Source organism: Leucogemmata humicola, from assembly GCF_055379415.1.
The window spans coordinates 4,784,100-4,807,507 of record NZ_AP040875.1 but is presented as its reverse complement, the minus strand read 5'-3'; the positions used below and the strand labels follow the sequence as shown (position 1 = coordinate 4,807,507).

Annotated in this window: 18 protein-coding genes; 5 read left to right on the top strand and 13 right to left on the bottom strand. The window is 61.8% G+C overall.

Translation table 11 applies throughout. The features are described 5' to 3' along the window. Nucleotides 1–4 precede the first annotated feature (4 nt). Nucleotides 5–1,666 carry a M1 family metallopeptidase gene (locus AC6H4Z_RS20575; protein ID WP_497543841.1) on the top strand — a complete coding sequence of 554 codons (1,662 nt, stop codon included), beginning with the start codon at nt 5–7 and terminating at the stop codon, nt 1,664–1,666. Further along, nucleotides 1,666–2,607: a hypothetical protein gene (locus AC6H4Z_RS20570; RefSeq protein ID WP_497543840.1), complete on the top strand. Its 942-nt coding sequence runs from the start codon at nt 1,666–1,668 to the stop codon at nt 2,605–2,607. The genes AC6H4Z_RS20575 and AC6H4Z_RS20570 overlap by 1 nt, the downstream gene beginning before the upstream one ends. A 9-nt stretch (nt 2,608–2,616) precedes the next feature. On the opposite strand, the gene AC6H4Z_RS20565 is transcribed toward AC6H4Z_RS20570, so the two are convergent. Beyond that, nucleotides 2,617–3,075, bottom strand: coding sequence for a CoA-binding protein (locus tag AC6H4Z_RS20565; protein WP_497543839.1), 459 nt, complete (start codon nt 3,073–3,075; stop codon nt 2,617–2,619). A gap of 105 nt (nt 3,076–3,180) precedes the next feature. On the opposite strand from AC6H4Z_RS20565, the gene AC6H4Z_RS20560 reads away from it, so the two are divergent. Further along, nucleotides 3,181–4,317, top strand: a complete 1,137-nt coding sequence (locus AC6H4Z_RS20560) for a saccharopine dehydrogenase family protein (protein ID WP_497543838.1) — start codon at nt 3,181–3,183, stop codon at nt 4,315–4,317. A gap of 63 nt (nt 4,318–4,380) precedes the next feature. Here AC6H4Z_RS20560 and dacB read toward each other — a convergent pair whose 3' ends face one another. The 8 genes from dacB to AC6H4Z_RS20520 form a co-directional block, all read right to left on the bottom strand. Next, nucleotides 4,381–5,919, bottom strand: coding sequence for a D-alanyl-D-alanine carboxypeptidase/D-alanyl-D-alanine endopeptidase (dacB, locus tag AC6H4Z_RS20555; RefSeq protein WP_497543837.1), 1,539 nt, complete (start codon nt 5,917–5,919; stop codon nt 4,381–4,383). 54 nt (nt 5,920–5,973) lie between these two features. Further along, nucleotides 5,974–7,266: an acyltransferase family protein gene (locus tag AC6H4Z_RS20550; protein WP_497543836.1), complete on the bottom strand. Its 1,293-nt coding sequence runs from the start codon at nt 7,264–7,266 to the stop codon at nt 5,974–5,976. 168 nt (nt 7,267–7,434) lie between these two features. Next, nucleotides 7,435–8,316 (bottom strand): cytochrome c oxidase assembly protein, encoded by an 882-nt coding sequence (locus tag AC6H4Z_RS20545; protein ID WP_497543835.1) that lies wholly within the window; start codon nt 8,314–8,316, stop codon nt 7,435–7,437. Nucleotide 8,317: 1 nt separating this feature from the next. Then, on the bottom strand, nt 8,318–8,668 hold the full coding sequence (locus AC6H4Z_RS20540) for a cytochrome C oxidase subunit IV family protein (RefSeq protein WP_497543834.1): 351 nt from the start codon (nt 8,666–8,668) through the stop codon (nt 8,318–8,320). A 20-nt stretch (nt 8,669–8,688) separates the two neighbouring features. After that, entirely contained in the window at nt 8,689–9,342 is a 654-nt protein-coding gene (locus tag AC6H4Z_RS20535) for a cytochrome c oxidase subunit 3 (protein ID WP_497543833.1), read from the bottom strand. A gap of 80 nt (nt 9,343–9,422) precedes the next feature. Continuing rightward, on the bottom strand, nt 9,423–11,420 hold the full coding sequence (ctaD, locus tag AC6H4Z_RS20530; protein ID WP_497543832.1) for a cytochrome c oxidase subunit I: 1,998 nt from the start codon (nt 11,418–11,420) through the stop codon (nt 9,423–9,425). Between the two features lie 28 nt (nt 11,421–11,448). Then, nucleotides 11,449–12,783, bottom strand: coding sequence for a cytochrome c oxidase subunit II (coxB, locus tag AC6H4Z_RS20525; protein ID WP_497543831.1), 1,335 nt, complete (start codon nt 12,781–12,783; stop codon nt 11,449–11,451). A 159-nt stretch (nt 12,784–12,942) separates the two neighbouring features. Continuing rightward, the gene (locus tag AC6H4Z_RS20520) at nt 12,943–13,323 is read right to left on the bottom strand and encodes a hypothetical protein (RefSeq protein ID WP_497543830.1); all 381 of its coding nucleotides are present in this window, start codon (nt 13,321–13,323) and stop codon (nt 12,943–12,945) included. Nucleotides 13,324–13,423: 100 nt separating this feature from the next. On the opposite strand from AC6H4Z_RS20520, the gene AC6H4Z_RS20515 reads away from it, so the two are divergent. Then, on the top strand, nt 13,424–13,870 hold the full coding sequence (locus AC6H4Z_RS20515) for a hypothetical protein (RefSeq protein WP_497543829.1): 447 nt from the start codon (nt 13,424–13,426) through the stop codon (nt 13,868–13,870). A gap of 93 nt (nt 13,871–13,963) precedes the next feature. Here AC6H4Z_RS20515 and AC6H4Z_RS20510 read toward each other — a convergent pair whose 3' ends face one another. From AC6H4Z_RS20510 to AC6H4Z_RS20495, 4 genes are all read right to left on the bottom strand, one after another. Then, nucleotides 13,964–15,454 (bottom strand): SusD/RagB family nutrient-binding outer membrane lipoprotein, encoded by a 1,491-nt coding sequence (locus AC6H4Z_RS20510; RefSeq protein WP_497543828.1) that lies wholly within the window; start codon nt 15,452–15,454, stop codon nt 13,964–13,966. 23 nt (nt 15,455–15,477) lie between these two features. Then, nucleotides 15,478–18,660, bottom strand: coding sequence for a SusC/RagA family TonB-linked outer membrane protein (locus tag AC6H4Z_RS20505; RefSeq protein ID WP_497543827.1), 3,183 nt, complete (start codon nt 18,658–18,660; stop codon nt 15,478–15,480). A 460-nt stretch (nt 18,661–19,120) separates the two neighbouring features. Next, nucleotides 19,121–20,182 (bottom strand): nicotinate phosphoribosyltransferase, encoded by a 1,062-nt coding sequence (locus AC6H4Z_RS20500; RefSeq protein WP_497543826.1) that lies wholly within the window; start codon nt 20,180–20,182, stop codon nt 19,121–19,123. 6 nt (nt 20,183–20,188) lie between these two features. Beyond that, the gene (locus AC6H4Z_RS20495; RefSeq protein ID WP_497543825.1) at nt 20,189–22,054 is read right to left on the bottom strand and encodes an aspartate ammonia-lyase; all 1,866 of its coding nucleotides are present in this window, start codon (nt 22,052–22,054) and stop codon (nt 20,189–20,191) included. Between the two features lie 137 nt (nt 22,055–22,191). Between AC6H4Z_RS20495 and AC6H4Z_RS20490 the strand changes: the two genes are divergently transcribed. Continuing rightward, complete coding sequence (locus AC6H4Z_RS20490) at nt 22,192–23,397, top strand: glycosylasparaginase (RefSeq protein ID WP_497543824.1); 1,206 nt, start codon at nt 22,192–22,194, stop codon at nt 23,395–23,397. The last annotated feature ends 11 nt before the right edge of the window (nt 23,398–23,408 follow it).

Genomic DNA, 23,408 nt, shown 5'->3' with positions numbered 1-23,408 from the left:
CAAAATGACTAGCCGCTGGATGCGGAGTGTTCGCGCGGCAATCGTCGTCGCATGCGCGGCAGGCGTGGCGCCGCTCGGGGCGCAACAGGATCGTCCGTATCGCCCGGCCTTCGATGTCACTGACTATCTGATCGCCATCGACCTGCCGGATACTGGCGCGACGATTCACGCCAATGCGACGCTGACGCTCACGAAGCCAGGTCGCGCCGACACACTCGTGCTGGACCTGCTCGATCTCACGGTGAATGCCGTAACGGTCGACGGCCGCGTGGTGAAGTTCGTTCGCGGTACTGAGACGATTGCGATTCCGCTGCCGGCCAAGCGCGGCGCGAATCCCGTGTATACGGTTTCCGTCGACTACGGCGGCGCCGTGACCGACGGGCTGATCGCGAGAGTCGACAGCGCCGGGCGTTGGACGTACTTCGGCGACAATTGGCCGAACCGCGCGCGTCACTGGATTCCGAGCATCGATCATCCGAGCGACAAGGCAACCGTAACGTGGCGCGTCACGGCGCCGTCGTCGCAAACGGTCGTCGGTAACGGAAGACTCATGAGCACGCGCTCGGTGCGCCGTGGATCTACCGAACGGACCGAAACCGTATGGCGCGAGACGAAGCGAATCCCCGTGTACCTCATGGTGATTGCTGCCGCGCCGCTCGAGCGACTCGACCTCGGCGACACGGCGTGCGGGCTCGCCGAAGGACAGCGATGCGTGCCGCAGTTCGTGTACACGGCGCCAGAGCAGCGCAGCTTCGTGCCCGGTCCGTTCGCACGCGCTGGCGAAATCGTTCAGCTCTTCGGTCGCCTCGTTGGCCCGTTCCCGTATGAGAAGTTGGCGCACCTCCAGTCGTCAACGCGCTTTGGCGGCATGGAAAACGCCAGCGAGATCTTCTATTCCGATGGCGCATTTCGCCGTCGCACGATGAACGATGGTTTGATTGCGCACGAAACGGCGCATCAGTGGTTTGGCGACGCGGTGACCGAGCGTGAATGGCCGCACGTCTGGTTGTCGGAGGGTTTCGCCACGTACTTCGCCGCGCTCTGGACGCGCGCCGCCCGCGGCGACAGCGCGTTCCGTACTCAAATGGCCGGAATTCGCACGACGATTCTCAACGACTCAGCGTCGGTCACGAAGCGTCCCGTCATCGATACCATCGAGACCAACCTGCTCGCCCTACTCAATCGGAATAGCTATGAGAAGGGCGGATTCGTGTTGCACATGCTTCGCGCCCAGGTTGGAGAGCGAGCATTCTTCGATGCGATTCGTGCGTACTATATCAAGCATCGCCATTCGACCGCCGTTACGGAGGATCTGCGCGCCGAGATGGAGCGCGAGTCGAAGCAGAATCTGGGTTGGTTCTTTGACCAGTGGCTGCGTCGCCCAGGCTATCCGGAAATCACGGCGAGCTGGTCGTATGACGCCGCCGCGCGTGAAGCAGTGATCAGTGTTTCTCAGAGCACTCGATTTGGATTGTTCCAGCTGCCGCTCGCGATCGCGGTGATCGACTCGAACGGAACGGTGCACAAAGCCACGCTCGACCTATCAGGCAAGACGAACGCAGTGCAACAGCTTCGCGTGCCGATGCCGAGCGCTCCGGCGCGCGTGCTGTTCGATCCGAATGTCGAGACGCTCGCGCGGCTGACCGTTCTTCCGCCGAATCCCTGATGTACCGCACGTTGTTCGTCGCCGCCGTGGCTGTGTCGTTGTGTGGTACGCACGTCGCAGCGCAGGGAACGCGCCTCACAGACTCGACGATGCGTGCTGGGTCGATCGTCGGCACGGAGACAGCGCTGTACAATGCCGTGCAAACGCGTCCGCGCGATCCGGTCGCACGTGCCGCGCTCGGCAGGTATCTCGTTGCGCGTGGCGCCACGCGTGTAGGCATGACGCTGCTCGAGGAGGCAATAAAGTTTGGCGGAGACGCGACTGCGCTCGAGCCAGATCTCGCACATGCTTATCTCGAAGCAGGCGAATATCATTCGCTCGCCGGGTTGAAATCGATCTCAGTGCCAGAGCGCGAACGGGCACAATGGCTTGTCGCGCATGAGAGCCGAACGATTGCAGCCGATTCTATTCTTTCGATTCCGGTCAGACCCGCGACCGACAGCGCTGGCGTCGGGCGAATCGCGCTTCGCGTAGATGGACGCGCGGTCGAAGCCGTCATCAGTGCGCGAGTTTCCGGTATTGTCATTTCGGATACGACGGCCATCGCGCGCCAATTGCATCGCTTCTCAGCCGACGGCGATCGGGGGCCGGTTCTCGCCGCTGCAGATTCGATCGGGTTTGGCCGCGTATCGATCTCGAACGTGCCGGTGACCATCGCGCGCGTCGACGGGCCTCGAACCGCGATCGTCGGCCTCGATGTGATCGGTCAGTATGCGCCGACGTTCGACCTTGCGAGCCGACAGATCACGCTGCGGATCGGAATGCCGCGCGTCACACTCCCGAACGGAACGCGTTTTGTCACCTGGAGTACAGCCTCGGACCTTCAACTGCTGCTGACGGGCGGATGGACGTCGATCATGCGACCTGGTGTCGCGCGCACGCTCCGGGAGCATCGATGGACCTTCGATGCAAAGCGTGGTGCACTGATCGTTGAACCCTGACTCGCGTCGCTAGCGACCGCGCCGACGAAGCTCGACCAACAAGCAACGATCCTGTACGACGTCGATCCCAGCGCGCGCGAGGCGCTCCGCGGCGTCGTCGTTGCGAATGCCAAACTGCATCCATACAACTTTGGGGTGCTTGGCGATGATGTCGTCGACGTGGGGCGGAACACTTTGGGGCCTTCGAAACACGTTCACGATGTCGATATCGCCCGGAACCGCGCTGATGGTCCGATACACCGGTTCGCCAAGGATCTCGGTGACTTCCGGGAAATACACGGGCACCGGAATGATCTCGAAACCCGCACGTTGCGCGTACGCCGGAACGTAGTGCGCAGGCTGTTCGGGGTCGATCTTGATCCCGAGCACCGCAATACGACGCGCCGACTCGATGATCCGGGTCAATCCGGCTTCATCGTCGACGAGATGGCGTCGCCAATCGTTGCTGTCCAGCTCAGTGTCTGTCATAGGCCCGAGCGGGCGTAAGCGCGAGGATCATGCGCACAGGTGACGTAGCCTCCTGGGACCATGTAGCTTTCAAGCTTGGTCCAAATTTCATTGGAGAATTGCCGCATGCGGATGCTCGTTCTTGGTGCAGGACTGCAGGGCTCGGCGTGTGCGTACGACCTGCTGCAGGATAAGGAAGTCACCGAAGTGCGTCTTGCCGATGTTCACGTCGGTAAGCTCGCGGAGTTTCTCGCTCCGTTCTCGGGTCCGCGGTTGCTGCCAACCGCGCTCGACGTCCGAGACCGCGATGCTGTGCTTGGCGCAATGCGCCAGTGCGACGCGGTCATGAGTGCGATTCCTTACTACTTCAATTACGATCTGGCAAAGCTCGCCGTGGAAGCCGGCGTGCACTTTTGCGATCTCGGCGGTAACACCGAAATCGTATTCCAGCAAAAACAACTCGACGCCGAAGCGCGCCGCAAGAACATCACGGTCGTGCCGGATTGCGGCCTCGCGCCAGGGATGGTCAACATCCTGGCCGAGTATGGGATCTCGCAGCTCGATACGGTGGGTTCGGTGAAGATCTTCGTTGGCGGACTGCCCCAGCATCCAGAGCCGCCGCTCAACTACATGCTCGTCTACTCGCTCGAAGGCGCGCTGGACTATTACACGACCCTGTCGTGGGTGCTGCGTGGCGGAAAGCGAACGCAGGTGAAGGCTCTCTCCGAGCGCGAACCCGTGAAGTTCGATTTTTCCGAGTTGGAGGCGTTTCACACCGCCGGCGGTCTGTCGACCATGGCGTTCCGCTATGAAGACAAGATTCCGGTGATGGAGTACAAGACACTCCGCTATCCGGGTCACGCGAAGTTGATGGAAGACATTCGCGAAATGGGCCTGCTCGACAACTCGCCGATCGACGTCAAGGGAACGAAGATCATTCCGCGCGACGTCTTCATCGCGAGCGTGCAGCCGAAGCTCACCAAGCCAAAGGGACACGATCTCGTTGCGCTTCGTGTCGTCGTTACCGGCACGAAGAACGGTTCACCGGCGACGAAAACGTTCGAGCTCGTCGACAAGTACGACGAGAAGCACGAAGTCAGCGCCATGATGCGCACCACGGGCTACTCGCTGTCGATCACGGGTTTGATGCAGGTGCGTGGCGAAGTGAAGCCGGCTGGCGTTCACACGCCGGATGAGTGCGTTCCGGCCAAGCCATATATCGACGCGCTGCGCAAGCGCGGAATCGATATCAAAGAATCGTAAGACGTGCGGCGTGCGGCGGTTCTGACGCCGCACGCCGTACGCCGTACCCCGCACGATTCTAAATTATTCGCGAACGAAGTCGGCCATGCTGCTGCCGATCTGATCCATCGCCGCCTTGGCGTTCGCGCGATCGTTGCCGTTGTAGATCAACGAGAAGGCGAGCACTTCGCCATTCTTTGCCGTCACGTAGCCGCCGAGCGCGGCCACCGTGTTGGTCGTGCCGGTCTTTGCGTGCAGATTGCCGCGCGCCGGCGTCCCCGCCGCACGACGCTTGAGCGTTCCTGATTCTCCATCCACGGGAAGCGCCGCGTGAAAAGCCGGGCCCCACTCGGCGCGATGCACGTAGCTCAACAGCTGCACCATCGAGCGTGGCGTCACGCGATCAAGGAGTGAGAGTCCGCTTCCGTCGCTGACGTCGACAAAGTTTGGCGACGTGCCGACCTTCTTCGACATCAGCTCGCGCAGATGCTGCAGGCTTGTCTCAGCCGTGGCCATCTGCTTGGTCGCAGCGTGCGTCGACGCACGGAACAGCAACTCCGCCACGATGTTGATGCTCTCACGATCCATCTCGCCAATGATCTGGGCGAGCGGCGGTGATGCGAGCGCGGCAACTTCGGTGGCGCCAGCGGGCGTCTGTCCGAGTCGAGTCTGACCGTCGACCTGAACGCCTTCCTTCTTGAGCGCCGCGCGTAGCGCACCGGTGGTGAACAGCGCCGGATTGTCGACGACGAGCGAGTACTTGAGCGGGCCCGAGTTTGCGCCAATCGTTCCGCTCACAACGATCGCGCCGTCGCCGCGGCGCACTGCGCGGATGTTGCCGCGCGAGCCGGGCACGAGGCGCACCGAACTTTCGACGGGAATCACCGTCGTCGCCGGCTCGAGCGTGACCAGCGCATTGCCGCCCGCGGGGCGAACCGCGACCCAGACGAGATTTTCATTGAGCGAGAGCGCCGACACACGCGCGGCGTAGGCAGCGCCGAGATAGCTGGTCTTCCAACCGTCGGGAACGAGCTTGTCTTCGAATGCAGTTGCGTCGCCCACGAGGTCGCCGCGAACTCGCTTGACGCCCGCCGCGGCGATCTGTTTGGCGAGCACTTCCATCGGCTCTTCGTCGTGCCAGAAGCGCGGACTCATCGACGGATCGCCGACACCGCGCAGATACAGATTGCCCGACAACGTGCCGTCGTTTCCAATCGCGCCGTCGCGCAGCACGGGCGTGTGGAACGTGAAGTCCGGCCCGAACTGATCGAGCGCCACCGCCGACGTGTACATCTTCATCGTCGACGCGGGCTGCATCATCCCATCCGCATTCTGCGAGAAGAGCGTGTCACCGCGCGTGAGCGATACGACGATCGCGCCCCATTCACCGCCGCGCGTATGACTCGACAGCGCCGATCCAATCGCGCTCGACAGTCCTCCCACCCCACTCGGCGCATCGGCCGAGCCTGTCTTCGCCGGATCGGCTGACTTCTTGTCCGCAACCGCGCGAGTGGTCGAGGCCGTTCGCTTCGTCGATCGCTTCTGCGCGTCTGCATTCGTCGCGACAACAACAAGAGCCAGACAGGCGGCAGCGCCGGCAGCTCGGAGTGATGATGAGTTCATGCAGCGGAGACGGGCAACATCGGGACCCTGGGACGGTGTGCGTGTGGACTGCGCCTACACCTTCAATACGATTTTTTTCTTGTACAGCACCGACAGAATCGCAAACCAGAACAACACGAAGCAAATGGCAAACGCGAGCGACGCATTCACGGGCTCGAGCCACGACGCAAAACCGGCCTGGTAGATCGCGCCCTCGAGAGGAACGCGCTTACCCTGGTAGTTCACGGTGAAGATCGAATAGATCAGCCGCGCCAGCACACCCGACCCCACGAACGCGACCGTCGGGTTCAGCCCATAGATGACGAACGGCGTCGTCCAACGTTTGAAACCGTGGAGATCGATTACCCACATCGTTGTCGCGATGGCGACGGCGGCCATGCCGGCGCAGAACAGGACGTACGAGCTCGTCCACAGGCTCTTGTTGATCGGGAACGACCAATTCCACATCAGTGCGACCATCATGCCGAGTGCGCCAGCGCCGAAGAGACCATTCAGACGCTCCGTGAGCGACCGCTTGGTGCCGATCCACTGGCCGGCGAGGTTGCCCAGCATTGCCGTGCCCACTGCAGGGATCGTCGAGAAGATGCCTTCTGGGTCCCAGGTCTGGCTGCTCACCCAGAGGTGATTGCCGAGGCCGAAGCGCGTCCAGTCGAGCAGCAGACGATCCCACCACGCCGACATGGTCTGCGACGCCGAGCCAAGCATCAGCTGGCCCATGGCCCCTGAGCCGGGGATGGGAAGGGCTGTCATCGCGAACCAGTAGCCGTACAGCAGCACTACGATAGTGATGACCTGCTGCTTCACCGTCCGTCCCTGGGCCAGCAGCGCACCGAACATGTAGGCGAGGCCAATGCGCTGCAGCACACCCATGATGCGCCAGTGGTAGAGTCTGTCGACCACGCGCTGGAGGAAGGTCGGATCGGCTATACCCGTGACGTTCCCCCAGGTGAAATACGGGAAGCCGTTGACGAGGAAGCCGAGCAGGAAGATCACCAGACCGCGTCGAATGATCTGGCGTCGAATCGCCGACTCGTCGTCGCCGCGAGCACGTCGCCCTTCGAGCGACAGGTGCGTGGTGACGCCGGCGATGAAGAGGAAGAACGGGAAGATCAGGTCGGTCGGCGTCCACCCGTTCCAGTTCGCGTGCTCGAGCGGTGGGTAGATCGCGCTCCATGTACCCGGGTCGTTGACGAGCAGCATTCCGGCGACCGTCATGCCGCGGAAGACGTCGAGCGAGAGGAGGCGCTCGCGAGGGGCCTTGGAGGTGCTAGTCGGCTTCGCCGTGGGCGCTGGGGCCGTAGAGCTGACGTCGAGGTCGACGCTCGATCCGGGAATTGTCGTGCTCACATGATCCGCCCTGTGAGGGTACTGAAGACTGGTCGGACGACGCCCTGCTGGAGGCTGCGAGCTACCGAAACCTCAGATCCGAGACCTCGGATCTGAGACCATAATTCCGACTAGTATAGTACCTCAAAGGTCTCGGAAGGAGCCGAACAAACGCCCTGGAAACGAGGCCTATACCGCGCGCCAATCGACCTGCGCGCCAGCTCGGCTCTCGACCCCATCGCGCTGCTGCCAGCGGAAGAAGACGACCGAGATGATCGTGTAGAAGAACAGACCGCCGGGGATCCACATGATCAAGCCGCCGATCATCTGATCATTCATTGGCGTGATGCCCCAGATGCGGGGCGCGCTGGCGTACAGCGGATACAGCACGCCGTCGGCATACGCCAGATAGACCGACACGATCGCCATCGGGATGCTCATCAGGAACAGGTAGAGCATCTGCATCGGATAGCTGAGCCGCGGCAGTTCAGGGAGCGGGCTGAGCACCGGCCACCACATCAGCACCGACGCCACGAGGATCATCAGGTGCTGGCCGATGTGCACCGGGTGATGCGCAAGGGCGTAGTTGTACAACGGGGGCAAATGCCAGCCGGCGACCACGATCGAGAAGATCGCAAAACAATGCGCGGGCTTCGTGAGCCAGCGCGCCACGGGTCCAACGCCAGGCAGCTGCAGCGCTGGCCGCAGCATGCTTCCGGGCGTGCCCATGATCATCATCGGCGCAACGACGAGCGCGAGCAGCAAATGCTGCAGCATGTGTGCGCTGAAGAGATACGAATCGCTCAGGTCGTGCAGCCACCCGTTGAGCGAGAAGAACATCAGCACGAGCGCCGCGTGATACGTGATGCGCTGGCCGCGCGTGGGAGCCTGCGAAGGAGAGGCTGGCTCCGGCTGCAGCGCCGCGGACGACTTCACGCGGCGCGCGCCAAACTCATACAGCCCTGCGAGTCCGAGGATTCCGATCACCGTGCTCGGATGCACGGTAAAACTGTTCAAACTCAGCCGCGCGCCGGTATGCAGCAGGGCGAGCGACATCACCGCGGGGACCACACTACCTCCCCGCGAATTTTCCGAAGAGAAACATGAGCGCAATGAGCGTCGACACCGCGATGATCAGCGGGCCGGTGAACAGCGCCTTGAACAGCTTGTGATCGTACTTGAGGTGCATGTAGAACAGCACGACGATCGCAAACTTCACCGCCGACATGATCAGCAGCGCCGGCACGAACAGCGGCGACGCGACGAACGACGGGATGTAATAGCCCCACACCTCGACAATCGTGATCAGCGTGAGAATGAGCGCGACCCACTTGTACTGCTTCCAAGTGGGGTGCTCGTGCATCTCGCCCATCGCGTGTACGTCGATGTCGGGATTGGTATGCGTGAACTCGTGGTCAGCCATTGGTAGCGTCGCTCCGAGCGTTACTTGATGAGGTAGACGAGCGTGAAGATCGCGATCCAGACCACGTCGACGAAGTGCCAGTACAGCGCCGAGATGTCGACGAGCAGCGCGTCCTTGGGGCCGAGCCCGCGCTTGATATCGATCGCGAGGAGCGTCAACAGCCAGAGCACACCCGCCGTAACGTGCGCGCCGTGGAAGCCGGTGAGCGTGAAGAACGACGAGCCGAACAGGTTGGTCTTGATCGTCAGTCCTTCATGCACGAACGACGTGAACTCGAACGCCTGGAAGCCGAGGAACGTCGTGCCGAGGATTGCCGTGGCGAGGAGCCAGAACTTCGACGAGCCGAGAATGCCTTCGTAGCCCGGCTTGCCCTTGTTCTCCACCGCCGCGAGCGCGAGCACCATCGAAAGCGACGACATCAGCAGCACGAACGTCGACATCGAGGTGACGGGGATGTTCAGAATCGCATTGAGGTGCGTCGCACACTTCGGCGGGTCGCAGACTTCATGCGGGAACGGGCCAACGATGCTGCGGCCCTTGTAGATCAGATACGTCGAGATGAGCGACGCGAAGAGCATGCACTCCGACCCGATGAACGCCCAGATCGCGATCTTGCGATGATCGAGGCCGGTGCTGGTCGGCGGATGCGCGTGGCTGGCCACTGCGGAAGACATAGGAGGATAAGAGGATTGAGATCCGAGGTTGAGAGAATGAGATCCGAGGTTCAACCCTCAGATCTCATTCTCACTCCTTCTCAGTGGTGGTGTGGTTCCAGCGGAGACGTCAGCCACGAGTACAGGAACACAGTCATCGCGGTGGCGCATCCGATCACGCCGACCATGGCGAGCTGCGTCTTGCCTTCGTGAATCAGCAGCAGTGAGCCGAACATCAACGTCATGAACAGTGCGGCAAACAGCGGCTTGATCGTCGGATACGGCATCGGAATCCCAAGCTGCTCGGCCGTCTTGAGCGAGACCTTCGACGGCGCCTGCTTCGCGTGCGGATTCACGCCGCCCTCGGGACTGCCGGCAGCCATGTGATCGTGGAACGCGCCAACGTGCTTGCCACCCACCGAGACGTCGTTGCGTTCGTCGCCATGACGGCTGTGCGGAACCTCGGACGTCAGCTCCGGCGACTTCACGTCCCACAGCGGATAACGCGACGTCACCGTGGGGATCGTTTCGAAGTTGTAGTCGGGCGGCGGCGACGGGATTGACCACTCGAGCGACGGAGCGCCCCAAGGATCATTGCCGGCGATCTCACCGTGCTTGCGGCTGTGCCACAGGTTGTACGCACCAATGAGGCCGGCGATCAACTGGATGAATGCGCCCCACGTGCTCATCTGGTTGAAGACCTCCCAGCCCTGGCCAGCATCGTACGTGTACACGCGGCGCGGCATGCCGTAGAGACCAGACCAGTGCATCGGCATGAACGTCAGGTTGACGCCGATGAATGTGAGCCAGAACTGCCAGTTGCCGATTTTCTCGCTCAGCATGCGGCCGGTGATCTTCGGGTAGTAGTAGTAGATACCGCCCGAGAGACCCATCAAGGAGCCGGCGACGAGCACGTAGTGGAAGTGCGCGACGATGAAGTACGTGTCGGTCTGCTGCAAGTCGGCCGGCGGCGACGCGTGCATCACGCCGGAGATTCCACCCACCGTGAACAGTGCCACAAGTGCGATCGCGTACTTCATGGCGACTGTGAAGCGGATGTTGCCGCCCCACATCGTGAAGATCCAGTTGAAGATCTTCACACCCGTCGGGATCGCGATGAGCATCGTCGTGATCGCGAACACCGAGTCGGCCACCGGACCCATGCCTACTGCGAACATGTGGTGCGCCCAGACGCCGAAGCCGAGGAAGGCGATGAGGATTCCCGAATAGACCATGACCGGGTATCCAAAGATCGGCTTGCGAGAGAACGTCGGGAGGATTTCGGAGACGAGACCGAACGCCGGCAAGATCAGGATGTAGACCTCTGGGTGTCCGAAGATCCAGAACAGGTGCTGCCAGAGGAGCGGGTCGGCGCCGGCGGTGATCGTGTAGAAGTTCGTGCCGAAGAAGCGGTCGAACTGCAGGAACACCAGCGCGATCGTGATCACCGGGAAGGCCAACACGAGCAGGAACTGCACGACGAACGCCATCCACGTGAACATCGGCATGCGCATCAGGTTCATTCCTGGCGCGCGCATGTTGATGATCGTCGTGATGAAGTTGAACGCCGCGGCGAGCGACGACACACCGAGGATCTGAAGACCGAGCATCCAGAAGTCGATGTTGAGGCCCGGCGAGTACGGCAACGTCGTGAGCGGCGCGTAACCGAACCAGCCACCATTCGGCGCCATGCCAACGATCCACGACGAATTCATGAACAGCGATCCGAACAGATAGACCCAGTAGCTGAACGCGTTCAGTCGCGGGAAGGCGACGTCGCGCGCGCCGATCTGCAGCGGAATCAGAAAGTTGAAGAACGCTGCGGACAGCGGCATGACGACCAGGAAGATCATCGTCGTGCCGTGCATCGTGAACAGCTGGTTGAACGTTTCAGCCGATACCACGTGGCCGTTCGGTCCCTTCAGCTGCAGACGCATGATCAGCGCTTCGAGGCCGCCGATCGCGAACCACGCTAGCGATGTATAGAGGTACAGCGCGCCGATCCGCTTGTGATCGACGGTCGTGAGCCAGCTCCAGATCCCGCTCTGCGACGACTCGCCGGAATGAGCGTAGGACGGGCTGACGGCGGCAGTTGCCATTCGTCTATATCTCCGATTCGGCGGTGCGTTATTTCAGAGTATTCAGATACGCCACGACATCGGCGATCTGCGGATCCGTGAGGCCGAACTTGGTGACCGTCTTCAACACGGGATCGAACTGGTTGATGCCGATCGTCTGCATGATGACGCCGGGCTTCATGACGCGGGCGTTCTTGATCCAGCGCGCCAGGTGCGCCGGGTCATTCGGAAAGAGACCCGCGGCAATCGTCGACCGAGTTGCGAGGTGCGTGAGGTTCGGTCCGATGTTGCCGATCATCGCCGGATTGCCGCGAATCGAGTGACAGGCGAGACATCCGCCCACGCCGGCCGCGAGCTTCATTCCGTTCGCCGGATCACCCTTGGCGAGCAAGTTGTCGTCGAACGTGATGCCTGCCGGATACGGAGTCTGCGGAACCGCGTACGCCGGAATCTTGTCGCGCGGATATTCGGTGTACCCAGCCTGAACGACCGTTGGTGCTGCGACTGCCGGAGCGGCAACCGGAGCTGCGGCAGCAACTGCGGGCTTCGCGCCCTTGACTGCCTTGCTCGTGTCGACCGCAGCGGGAGGCGTCGGCGCTACCGAACCAACCGCTGGCGTCAACTGATGCTGCACCCAGCTGTCGAAGTCAGCCTGCGTGACCGTGAACGCCTTGAAGCGCATGTTCGCATGGCTGTCGCCGCAGTACTCGACGCACACGCCGTTGAACGCATCAGAACCAACTGAATCCGGCGTATACCACAGATAGTTCGTGTGGTTGGCCAGGAGATCGCGCTTGCCCGCAAGCGCCGGCACCCAGAACGAGTGAATCACGTCCTTGGAGTGCAGCGTGAAGTTCACCGTCTTGCCGATGGGCAGATACAGCTCGTTCGCCGTGACGACCGTGTCGACGTGACCGTTCGCACCTGGCGCGGTGTACTGCGTGTACCGGAATTCCCACCACCACTGATGGCCGATCACCTCGACTTGCAGCGCATCGGAACGCGCCGCCGCCTGCGTCCGCAAAATCGTGCGGACCGTCGGGATGCCGATCATGATCAGGATGATGAGCGGAATCACGGTCCACGCAATTTCCAACGTGGTGTTGCCGTGAACGTGCTCGGGGGCCGGCTGATTCGGACGGCTGCGATACTTGATCAGCGTCCAGACAAGGATGGCTTCAACGAAGATGAAGACAGCCGTGCCGGCGTAGATGAGAATTTTGAAGAGGTAGTCGACATCCCGATTGAAATCAGTCCGTTGATGGAAGATTGAATCGGGGTGGTTTCCACCACAGGCGGCGAGGAGCGCCGCCACGGCGACCGTCAGCGCGACCTGACCCGCTTTGCGGGTACCCGGCCGGCGCAGGCGGGATAGAAAAGGCATGCGGTTTCCCTTTAACCGGGCGTTCTGAGCGCGACCCTAAAATGCGCTCGGGGCGGATTGTGAATAGCAAGCGGAACCTACCGGCTCATAGAGGGGATTTCAACCCGAGCTACCTCGTCAGTAGTCTCTTTCCCTACAGCAGGTTACGTCACCTGTCGTCTATTCCCCCGCGGGCTTCTCCGGCTCCTCTACCGCGTGCTTGTCCTTCGTCTGCGTGATGGCGATTTCGAGCGCCTGTTTGATCTGCGCCACGCCCTCCCGAAGGTTGCGAACGCGCGTGCCCTCGCTCGCTCCCCGGCTCGCCGCCAGGTTGATCCCCACGATCTGCTCAGCAATCAACCCGAACTGCGCTTTCAGGTTCTCGGCGAGGGCCGGCAGGGTCCGACGGATGTTCATCACGTACGGGCCCGCGGGCTGATTGCGCTTCACCGCCATCGCGTAGTTCTCGACGAGGCCGTTGACGCGTTGGAGAAGAAGCATCGCTTCATCCAGCGTCTTCATCTTGTTCTGGCCCGCGGAATCGAGGCGAATACCTGGCATGCGCGGAAAGATATCACCCGGCGTTGCAGCCGCAGAAAGCCAACCTTGACTGGCATTGCCAGTGGGTCCCTATTCTGAGAACCCACTCACTGAGGCTCGCATGTCCACGAAGCTGATTTCGCTCTGTGCGGTCGTCGCCGCCAGCGCGTGCGGCGGTCGGGCAACGCCACCCGCCGGCGAGGCCGCAGCACCAGCGACATCCACCGCCACCGCTGCCCGAGAAGCTGCGCCAAATCGCGATCGCGATCTGATCACCCTGCAAGAACTGTCCGAGCCGTCGGTCCGGGCACAAAGCGTCTTGAGCGTGATTCGGACAATGCGCCCTCAGTTCCTCACCGAACGGGGAAAGAACAGCCACAGCGACGACGAGGCGGGCAAGGTGCACGTCTCCATCGACAATGGTCGGATCGTACCACTGTCCGAGCTAGACAACATTCACGCAGGGACCGTTCAAGAGGTCCGCTACCTGAACATCGCCGCGGCAATGCGTCAGTTCGGCGGAGCGGCACGCGAAGGCCCGGTCATCCTCGTGAAGATGTTGAAGTAGGCTCCATCGCCGATATACAGCCGATATACAAATGAAGAGGGGGCACTCCAGACTTCGGAGTGCCTCCTCTTCGACTTCAGGCGCGACTTCTACCTATTTATCCCACCACATGCGCGTGAGGTACGTATCCGGACCCTGACGCGCGATCGCCTCGGCAAGTGCTGCCGCGTTGACCGTCTGTTCGTTGCTCGGATATAGAACGCGACGCGGAATCTCCGGAACGTCAGCATAAGCCTTGGGGCCCATCTTGACCGTCGCCGGGTTGCCGGTGCGACGCCATTCCGCCCACGCCTCGTTGCCCTGGGTGAACAGCGCGATCCACTTCTGTAGGCCGATCTGCTTCAGGCCCGTGGCGCCCGCGACGTACGCGACGCCCGGCTTTGCGAGGTAGGCGTCGGCATCCGCATCGGTGCCGCCCCACTGGAGGATCGATGCGCGCACACCGGCGTTGTAGTACGCCGCCGCGCCCGTCTGACCGCCCAATCCCCGTTCCGCCGCCTCGGCGCGCAGGAACGACACTTCGGCGAAGGTCATGATGTACGACGGCGTTGTCTTGCCTGCCGATGTACCAAACGTGCCGTAGGTCGTGGCGCCCGGGTAGAAGATCGCGCCGATTCTCGACGTGGTATTGAAGAAGGGCGTCACCGTGACGTTGTCGAGGCCATTCTGCAGGCCGACGTACTTCGTCGGATCAGCCTTGGTCGGCTGCGCGTAGATCTTCATGCGCGGATCGCCGAGTGCGTTCAACGTGTCGAGCAGCGTCTTCGATACGCGATGGTCATCGCGCGTCGAGAACGTGCCGGCCCACGGATTGTCGAACGTACCGTCGCCAGGCCACGTGAGCTTCGCGTTGTCGGCGTTCGACGCCATCACGCCGCCAGGTCCCGCGAACGCTGCGGTGAGCTCCGTTCCGGCCTTCGCTGCATCGGCCTTCAGCATCCGCATCGCCATACGCGCGCGCAGCGAGTTGGACAACTTCTGCCAATTGGCAATCTTGCCCTGGTAGATCGGATCGCCGCTCGTCAGCCCCGGGTCGCTCGACTGCTTCATCGCCGCCGACGCGTCGGTGAGGGTCTTGAGCAAACCATAATAGATGTCCTTCTGGGCGTCGTACTTCGGCTTCAGCGAACCGCCAGCGTCGCCCTTGAGTGCTTCACTGTACGGAATGTCGCCCCATAGATCCGTCATGGTCTGGTACACCCATGATTGCATGATCAGTGCAGGCCCCGAGGTGTTCGGCGAATTGTTCGTCTTGCCGAGGTCCGCGACCTTGCCGAGGTCCTCGAGTTCGCTGACGAACGCATTCGTGTACCAGCCGTCGATCGTTTCCGTGCGAAGCCGGCCGCGGTCTTCTTCGACGTACTGCACTTGCGCGAGGTGCTGCGCGAATAGCTCCGTGCCGGACAGCTGGCCGGCGCCGGCCCAACGGCCAACGGCCGTGATTACCGCGTTGGTGAACAGCGCCCCCGCGGGTGCGGACGTGGGTTGGTTCGGATTGTTGTTCAGCGATGTGAGATCGGTCTTGCACGCCGAGGCCGCGAGTGTCGCGACGGCGAGCGTGACCGCGAATCGAATGCGTTTCATGGTCGATGTCTCCCGAGTGGCGGTCACGGAACGATCGTGAGGTTGAAGCCGAGCGTACGCGTCGTGGGCAGAGCGCCCATGTCGTAGCCCTGGCCGCCGTTGCCGGCGCTGCTGGAATTCTCAGGATCGTAGTTCGGGAATTTCGTCCAGGTGAAGAGGTTGCGTCCGACGAACGAGAGGTTGCTCTGCGACACGTGCATCTTCGACGACAGATTCGATGGCACATCCCAGCTGAAGCGAACTTCGCGGAGCTTGGAGAAGCCGGTGTTGAAAATGCCCGCCTCGTTGATCGGATACACGGTGTGGTTGTAATCCTCCGCCGTGACCTTGATCGTGTTCTTCTGCTTCGTCGCGATGTCGATACCATCGAGCACGAGGCCCGGCTTATCCCAATCGACCTCGCGTCCGTTGAGCGTGGACTTGAGGATTCCGGCATACTGCCCCCACCAATTGCCGACGGAGAAGTTCTGGCCGCCGTGGCGGAAGTCGACGAGCACGTTGAGCGCAACGCGCTTGTATCGGAACTCGTTCGCCCAGCCGCCCGTCCAATCGGGATTCACGTTGCCGAGAATCCGCTTGACCGGATCACGGGTCGGCAGGCCGCCCGATAGCAGCATCTTGCCGGTGGCCGAGTCGCGCGCGTAGGCATAGCCGAACAGGATGCCGTACGGCTGACCCTGACGCGCCTCGATGTTCGAGCTCCACTGCGACGCGATGATGATCGTGGCCAACCCCGGAGCGAGCGAGTCGACGCGACTCTTGTTCTTGAGATAGTTGAACGTCGTGCTCCAGCTGAACCCATTCGACGAGCGAATTGGCCGCGCCGTGATGCTTGCCTCGAAGCCGCGGTTGCTGATCTGGCCCGCGTTGATGACCGCCGAGCTGAAGCCGGTGGCCGGAGCGGTGGTGAGCGGAATGATCTGATCGCGCGTCTTCTTGACGTAGTACGTGCCGTCGAGCGTGAGCCGGTCGTCGAGGATCGACATTTCGACGCCGCCTTCTTGCGCGGTGGTACGCTCGGGCTTGAGCTGCGCATTGTTCGAACGGTCAGCCAGCGAGAACAGCGAAAGTCCGCCGAATTTCGACGAGCTGCCGTTGTACACGGTGGCTAACTGATACGGACCAGCATCCGATCCAACGCGCGTCCAACCGCCGCGCACCTTCATGTACGACAGCCAGCGGTTGTTGGCGAGCGATGGAAACAGATCGGAAAGCACGAGTGCGGAGCTGACCGACGGGTAGAAGTACGACGCGTTCTCCTTCGGCAGCGTCGACGACCAATCGTTTCGTCCGGTGACTTCGACGGTCCAGTACTTGTTCACCGTCGCCACCGCGGAGCCGTACGACGAGTTGACCGCGGAGTGGAATTCAGCGTTCTGGAGAGTGGGTGCGACGCCGGCGTTTGCAAGGTTGTAGATGCCCGGCACCAGAATGCCCGCCGTGGCGTAGCCCGCTCGATATGAATCGTTGCGGCGCATGTTGCCGCCCAGGTTCAACGTCATGTCGACGAAGCGCAGACTGTGGCGCGCGGTGGCGATCGCCTCGAAGTTCGTTTCTTGCGCGCGCGTGCTGAAGCTCGTGAATGCGCCTTCGTACGAAGCGCTCGCGCGATCGATATTGCCTTTGGCAAAATCCTCATCTGCCGTCTGGCGATACGAATCGGCGCCGCCGCGTGCAACAACCGTCAACCAGGGACGGAAGTTGTAGTTGGCCGACGCCTGCGCCACGACGCGGTCGCGCGAGTCCGGCGCCGGATTTTCGAACACCTGCCAGTACGGATTGCGATGGTAGTTGTCGTTCCAGTTGTACAGGCTGCCGTCGGGCAGACCGTACGGACTGTCTTTGTTGTAGTACTTGCCCGCCAGTGACTGCACGTCGACCTGTCGGCCGAACCACGTGAACGTCATGAACGGATTGCCCTCGGTATAGCCGTTCTCGGAGCGGTTCATGCCGCGGTTCTGGACGTACATCAAGGAGCCGAATACCTCGAGCTTCTCCTTGATCGTTGCGTTCGCCGAGAGCGAGCTTGCCGTCTTGCCGAGTGAGGAGTTCGGGACGACGCCCTTCGAGTCGTCACGCGTGATCGAGAGGCGCGCACCCGCGTTGTCGAACGCCTGCGACACGGTGAGGTTGTTCGAGACGGTGCTTCCGGTGCGGAAGTAGTCTCGGACGTTGTTCGGATGCGCGATCCACGGCTGCTGCTTGCCACTGAACTGGTCGATCAGGCGTCCGTCGAGCTTGGGGCCCCACGATTCGTCGGCGCCATCATTGACGCCGCCGCCCGCGCCGTCGACGTATTTGAAATCGCCGCCGAAGCCCTGACCATACTGATTCTGATATTCAGGAAATATCGAGAGCTGGTCGCCCGTCGCTCGGCTCGTGAAGCCGATCTTCGTGCCGCGGCTCGCCTGACGGGAGTTCTTCGTGGTGATCACCACCGCGCCGTTCGAGGCGCGTGAGCCGTAGAGGGCTGCAGCGTTCGGCCCCTTCAACACGGTGACGCTCGCGACGTCATCCATGTTGAGATCTTGAATGCCCGTTCCGTAGTCGCGCCCACCGCTGGCCGATGCGGCATTGAAGCCGTTGCCGGTGAACTGCGTGTTCGAAACCGGAATGCCGTCGATGATGAAGAGCGGCTGATTTTCGCCGGTGATTGAACCCGCACCGCGAATGATGATACGCTGCGATCCGCCCATGTTGCCGGACTGATTGATCTGCAGGCCAGACACCTTTCCAGACAGCGAGCTGATGAGCGTCGGTGTTTGAACACGCGTCAGCTCTTCGCCCGATACCGCCTGTTGCGACGTGCCGATCGTGGCCTTCTCTCGCTGTTGGCTCAGTGCCGTTACGACAACGCCCGTGAGTTGCGCGGCCGTTGCGGTGAGAGAAAAGTCTTGCGTGATCGCCGTACCGTTCAGCGTGACCGTAACTGATTTTGCTTCGAATCCAATACGTCTTGCTGAGAGTTGTACGCTTTGCCCCGCGGAGCGGGATGCTGGTACGGTGAATGTGTACCGACCTTGGTCGTCGGTGAGAGCACCGGCGCCGATTGTCGGAATCGCAACACTGACACTTTGCAGTGGTTGTTGCGTGGCGTTGGTGACGCGGCCGCTGATCGTTGTGCTCTGCTGGGCGTGAATCGTCGCCGGGATAGTTCCCAGCAGGACGCTCAGACAAGCAAGAGCGCGAGAGTGGTGTCTTGGCATGGGTGGGTATCTGCCTTGTGAGAGTTACTGGCGCACTGCGCACACGACATCACCTCTGCTGCGACGCAGATGCGATGGGTGAGCGACTTCGCCGCCGCGGGACCGCGCGCCCAAACGCGCGAGCTCACAGCGGGACAACAATCAGCAGGATTCCCGACACAGCGAATCCATGATTGACGCGCACTCTCACTTGGGACCACCCGGCGCCACATAATCACGGCGCGGGCCGGAGCCTGGTACGGGCCAGAGTCTACGGGACTCTAATTGAGATGTCCAGATGACTAAAGCACGGTCGATTCCGAATTTGTGTGGAGGCCCGATGGTGAGCTGGCGTTGTTGTGCAGGGACGGTTCGTCCCGCTCACCAAAAGTCGTAAGAGGTCTCGGTGGCCAACCGGCCGATATATGGGTCGGATGCGATTGTATAAAATCCGCTCACGACGACCCAGCGACCTCGAGAGCTACTTCACTCGCTCCATCTTCGGATTGGGCCGGAGCTCGCGTCCCGCTTTCGACTCCGCTTTCCCATTCACCTGAACGATGTCGGCCGTGAAATCGAATCGGCCATCGAGGAGCGCAGATCCAACGCCATATGCATCGACGGGAACACCGTCTTCCTCGAAGGCGATGATGCGCGGCGCATCAAACCCGCCAGAGGCAACGATCTTCACTTCGCCGAAGCCTTCCGCATCGAGTGCGTTGCGAACATTCCAAACGAGTGCCGCGTTGACGCCTGTCGGCTTGAATGCACCCATCTGCGGCAGCACGGATTTGTCGACCATCGTTTCCGCGGTATCGAGGCGCACGCCCCACAAGCGCCCTTCGAGCGCCTTCGCCACGTCGACGCTCGTCTTCACGGAATCGTTCGCGTAATCAACCAGCGCGATCAACTCTACGCCGTCGAACATGTCGGCAAAACGCTTCGTTGCTTTCACCGTGTCGCCACCACACAGCGCAATGAGCGCGTGCGGAATCGTCGCCACGATCTTGCCGGCAAACAGCGATGCCTGTGCGTCGGTCGACATTGCCTTCACACCGCCGACCATCGCGCTGAAGCCATCACCAGGCTGCATGAGGAAAGCATCATCGCGTGCGCCAAAGATCATCACCGGCTTGGAGTGCGCCGCGTCGGAGATCAGCTTGGCGTTCGTACAGATGCGCGTTCGGCGAGCCAGCGTGCCCAAGCACACGGTCTCGAGGTGGCCAAAGGATTCGTACGGCCCCTCGACCGTAAGAACGGTGTCCCAGCTTTCGTACCGGTCGCCTTCGTACAAGGCGTGTACGGTGAGGGCGCTCCAGTCGTCGACGCACGATTTGATGATCGCGATCGTCTCGTCAATTCCGCTGAGCCAGCCTTCGGTCTTTCCGCTGAACTGCAGCGTCACAGCGGGAGATCGCTTGTCTTGTCGTACGATCTCCCGCGCACGGACGAAGTGCGTATCCGTGTAAAACCCCTGCCGAAGCTGCTCGACGGGAAGATTGAACGCCACGGGATCGAGGCGCTTTCGCCGTCGTGGGGGCATTGAGACCTAAACCTTGGACCCTAACATGGTGCCTGGATCCAGCGCGCGCTCGAGCTGTTCGCGCGTCAACAGCCCGCGCGCCATGACGATATCGAACACACCTTGGCCCGACTCCAGCGCTTCTTTCGCCACCGAGGTTGCCTGCTCATAGCCGATCACCGGCACGAGCGCAGTCACGATGCCAATGGAATGCTCGACGAAAAACCGCATGCGGCCAGGGTTCGCCGTGATGCCTTCGACGCATCGCTTCTGCAACACACGACAGCCATTCTCCAGCGTCTCGATGCTGCGTAGCAAGCGATACGCGATCACCGGCTCGAACACATTGAGCTGCAACTGGCCCGCCTCCGCGGCGAGCGTCACCGTCACGTCGCCGCCGATGACGTCGAAGCACACCTGATTCATCACTTCCGGAATCACCGGATTGACCTTTCCCGGCATGATCGACGATCCGGGCTGCATTGCCGGTAGGTTGATCTCGCCCAATCCAGCGCGCGGACCCGAGCTCAATAGCCGGAGGTCATTACAGATTTTTGAAAGCTTCACCGCGCAGCGCTTCAACACGCCCGAGAGCTGCACGAACGCACCGGTGTCCGCCGTTGCTTCGACGAGATCCGGCGCCGTAATGAGACTGAGTTTCGAGATGCGCGACAACTCGCGGCAAACCGTTTCCGCGTATCCGTTCGGCGCGTTGATACCCGTGCCGATCGCCGTGGCGCCCATGTTGATTTCGCGAATCAGCGCCTGCGCTTCGCCCAAACGATCCACGTCTTCCAGAATCGTATGGCCAAACGCAGTGAACTCCTGGCCGAGGGTCATGGGCACCGCGTCCTGCAACTGCGTGCGGCCCATCTTGAGGTGCGGATTGAACTCTTTGCCCTTCTCGAGGAACGCCTGCGCCAAGTCGCGCATCGCCGCTCGCAGTGCTTCGATCGCATTGTGTAGCGCGATCTTCACCGCCGTCGGATAGACGTCGTTCGTCGACTGGCTGAGGTTGACGTGATTGTTCGGGTGAACCGCCGCATAATCACCGCGCTGCTTGTTCATCAACTCGAGCGCACGATTCGCGATGACTTCGTTCGCGTTCATGTTCGTCGACGTACCCGCTCCACCTTGGATCATGTCGACGACAAAGTGCTCATGATGCCGCCCTGCCTGCAGCTCCTGCGTCGCCCGCACGATCACCTCGGCCACCGCATGATCGAGCAGTCCGAGCTCGGCGTTCGCTAGCGCGGCTGCTTCCTTGACTGCCGCGAGCGCTTCGATGAGCACCGGGAATTCGCGTAGCGCGATGCCGGTGATGGGAAAGTTTTCCAACGCCCGCAATGTCTGAATGCCGTACATCGCGTCTTCGGGCACGTCGCGTTCGCCGAGCAGATCGTGTTCACGACGAGTACGCGCGCCGGTGAAGCCGAGCGTGCGTCCGTGACCCACGAGCGTTGCGTCGGTTGCGGCGAGTCGCTGCGAGATCGATCGCGCGGCGCGCGCAACCAGCGCCGCATACAGCGCTGGGTATTCCTTCAACATCTCACGAACCTGATCGGCCGAGACGACGAACGCCTCGGTGCGCTGCACTGCACGCGCGCTCGTGCCGTGCGCCGATGCGTCGAGCAGCAGGCCTTCGCCGAGCGCCTGACCGGCGCCGAGGGTGACGAGACGAACCGGGCGACCATTGCGGCCCTTTTCGACCGCGACCGTGCCCGATGAGATGATGGCCATGAACTGTCTAGGCCCGCCCTCTTCGAAGAGAACGGCGTCGCACTCGAACGTGACGACGGAGACGAGTTTGGCGAGTTGGTGCAGCGCCGAGTCGGTCAAACCCTCGAGAAACTCGGCTTGACGGAGGCGGTCGCGGAGAGAAGCAGCAGACATGGGGCTGTAACCTATCGTGCAGATGGTCAATCGCTAATCAAGGAATGACCCGGGGTGGGTGCCGTCAGATTGGCCCCCGACTCGGGTCCGCAGTATGATTATCGGATCCTGCCATCCTGCTCGACTGCGGAGGTTCTATGTCCGTTTCACGCCGTGACTTCCTTGGTGCCGGCGCCGCGGCTGCGGCCGGCCTAGCCCTCCCAAAGCTCTCCCAGGCGATGCCGGTCATCACCGTCCGGGACCGGTCTGAGCCTGTCGTCAACGCCATGGCCGGCCGTCCGGTCATCGTTTCGGCGGCCAACGGCTACGACGTCGATCCGAGCGGCAAACGAGGCATCCAGGTAGCCTGGGACCTGATGGCCAAGGGTGGCGATCCGTTGGATGCCGCGGTCGCGGGAGTCCAGGTGGTGGAGCTGAACCCGAACGACCAGAGCGTCGGATTGGGTGGGCTCCCGAATGAAGAGGGTGTCGTCCAGCTGGATGCGAGCGTCATGCACGGGCCGACCAAGCGCGCGGGCTCGGTGGGATCGCTCGAGGACGTGGCGACGGCAGCTGCTGTCGCGCGCGACGTCATGAACCACACCGACCACATCATGCTGGTCGGTGCCGGAGCGAAGAAGTTCGCCGTCGAAATGGGGCATAAGCAGGTGAACCTGCTCACGGAACAGAGCCGGCTCGACTGGCTGCGCTGGAAGAGCCGTCTCAATTCGTCGGACAACTGGCTCGACATTCCGCGCGATTCGGCCAAAACCACGCCGAGTTCCGCGCCGAAGAAATCGCCGCGGGAAGAGGAGCGTTACGGGTCGCTGCACATCTATCGCGACGCGTACGGCGTTCCATATACGTACGGCACGATCAACATGAACGCCGTGAACGCGGCCGGCGACATCGGGTCCGTCACGACGACGAGCGGTCTGTCGTGGAAGATTCCAGGTCGCGTTGGCGATTCGCCGATCATCGGTGCGGGTCAGTACTGCGACAACGACGTTGGCGCCGCCGGTTCGACCGGTCGCGGCGAAGCGAACATCAAGGTCTGCGGGGCGTTCCTGGCCGTGGAATTCATGCGCCAGGGTATGTCGCCACAGCAGGCGTTGATGAAGGTCATGGAGCGCGTAATCGCGATGACGGAAAAGCGCTTGCTCGACGAAAAGGGACGCCCGTACTTCCAGCTCCAGTACTACGCCGTGAACAAGAAGGGTGAGTACGCCGGAGCGTGCGCGTACGAGGGATCGCCGTTTGCTGTTGCAGATTCGAGTGGTGCGCGTATTGAGCAGTGCGCGTATCTGTTCAAGAAATCAGAGCAACCCAAGGGTCCGATCAGCGGCGTGATGGTCAAGCCGTAAGGGAACCCGCC

Bases quoted from the DNA above. Each gene is read 5' to 3' on its own strand.
- AC6H4Z_RS20575 (WP_497543841.1), top strand. From the start codon at position 5: ATGACTAGCCGCTGGATGCGGAGTGTTCGCGCGGCAATCGTCGTCGCA.
- AC6H4Z_RS20570 (WP_497543840.1), top strand. From the start codon at position 1,666: ATGTACCGCACGTTGTTCGTCGCCGCCGTGGCTGTGTCGTTGTGTGGT.
- AC6H4Z_RS20565 (WP_497543839.1), bottom strand. From the start codon at position 3,075: ATGACAGACACTGAGCTGGACAGCAACGATTGGCGACGCCATCTCGTC.
- AC6H4Z_RS20560 (WP_497543838.1), top strand. From the start codon at position 3,181: ATGCGGATGCTCGTTCTTGGTGCAGGACTGCAGGGCTCGGCGTGTGCG.
- dacB (WP_497543837.1), bottom strand. From the start codon at position 5,919: ATGAACTCATCATCACTCCGAGCTGCCGGCGCTGCCGCCTGTCTGGCT.
- AC6H4Z_RS20540 (WP_497543834.1), bottom strand. From the start codon at position 8,668: ATGGCTGACCACGAGTTCACGCATACCAATCCCGACATCGACGTACAC.
- AC6H4Z_RS20535 (WP_497543833.1), bottom strand. From the start codon at position 9,342: ATGTCTTCCGCAGTGGCCAGCCACGCGCATCCGCCGACCAGCACCGGC.
- ctaD (WP_497543832.1), bottom strand. From the start codon at position 11,420: ATGGCAACTGCCGCCGTCAGCCCGTCCTACGCTCATTCCGGCGAGTCG.
- coxB (WP_497543831.1), bottom strand. From the start codon at position 12,783: ATGCCTTTTCTATCCCGCCTGCGCCGGCCGGGTACCCGCAAAGCGGGT.
- AC6H4Z_RS20520 (WP_497543830.1), bottom strand. From the start codon at position 13,323: ATGCCAGGTATTCGCCTCGATTCCGCGGGCCAGAACAAGATGAAGACG.
- AC6H4Z_RS20515 (WP_497543829.1), top strand. From the start codon at position 13,424: ATGTCCACGAAGCTGATTTCGCTCTGTGCGGTCGTCGCCGCCAGCGCG.
- AC6H4Z_RS20510 (WP_497543828.1), bottom strand. From the start codon at position 15,454: ATGAAACGCATTCGATTCGCGGTCACGCTCGCCGTCGCGACACTCGCG.
- AC6H4Z_RS20505 (WP_497543827.1), bottom strand. From the start codon at position 18,660: ATGCCAAGACACCACTCTCGCGCTCTTGCTTGTCTGAGCGTCCTGCTG.
- AC6H4Z_RS20500 (WP_497543826.1), bottom strand. From the start codon at position 20,182: ATGCCCCCACGACGGCGAAAGCGCCTCGATCCCGTGGCGTTCAATCTT.
- AC6H4Z_RS20495 (WP_497543825.1), bottom strand. From the start codon at position 22,054: ATGTCTGCTGCTTCTCTCCGCGACCGCCTCCGTCAAGCCGAGTTTCTC.
- AC6H4Z_RS20490 (WP_497543824.1), top strand. From the start codon at position 22,192: ATGTCCGTTTCACGCCGTGACTTCCTTGGTGCCGGCGCCGCGGCTGCG.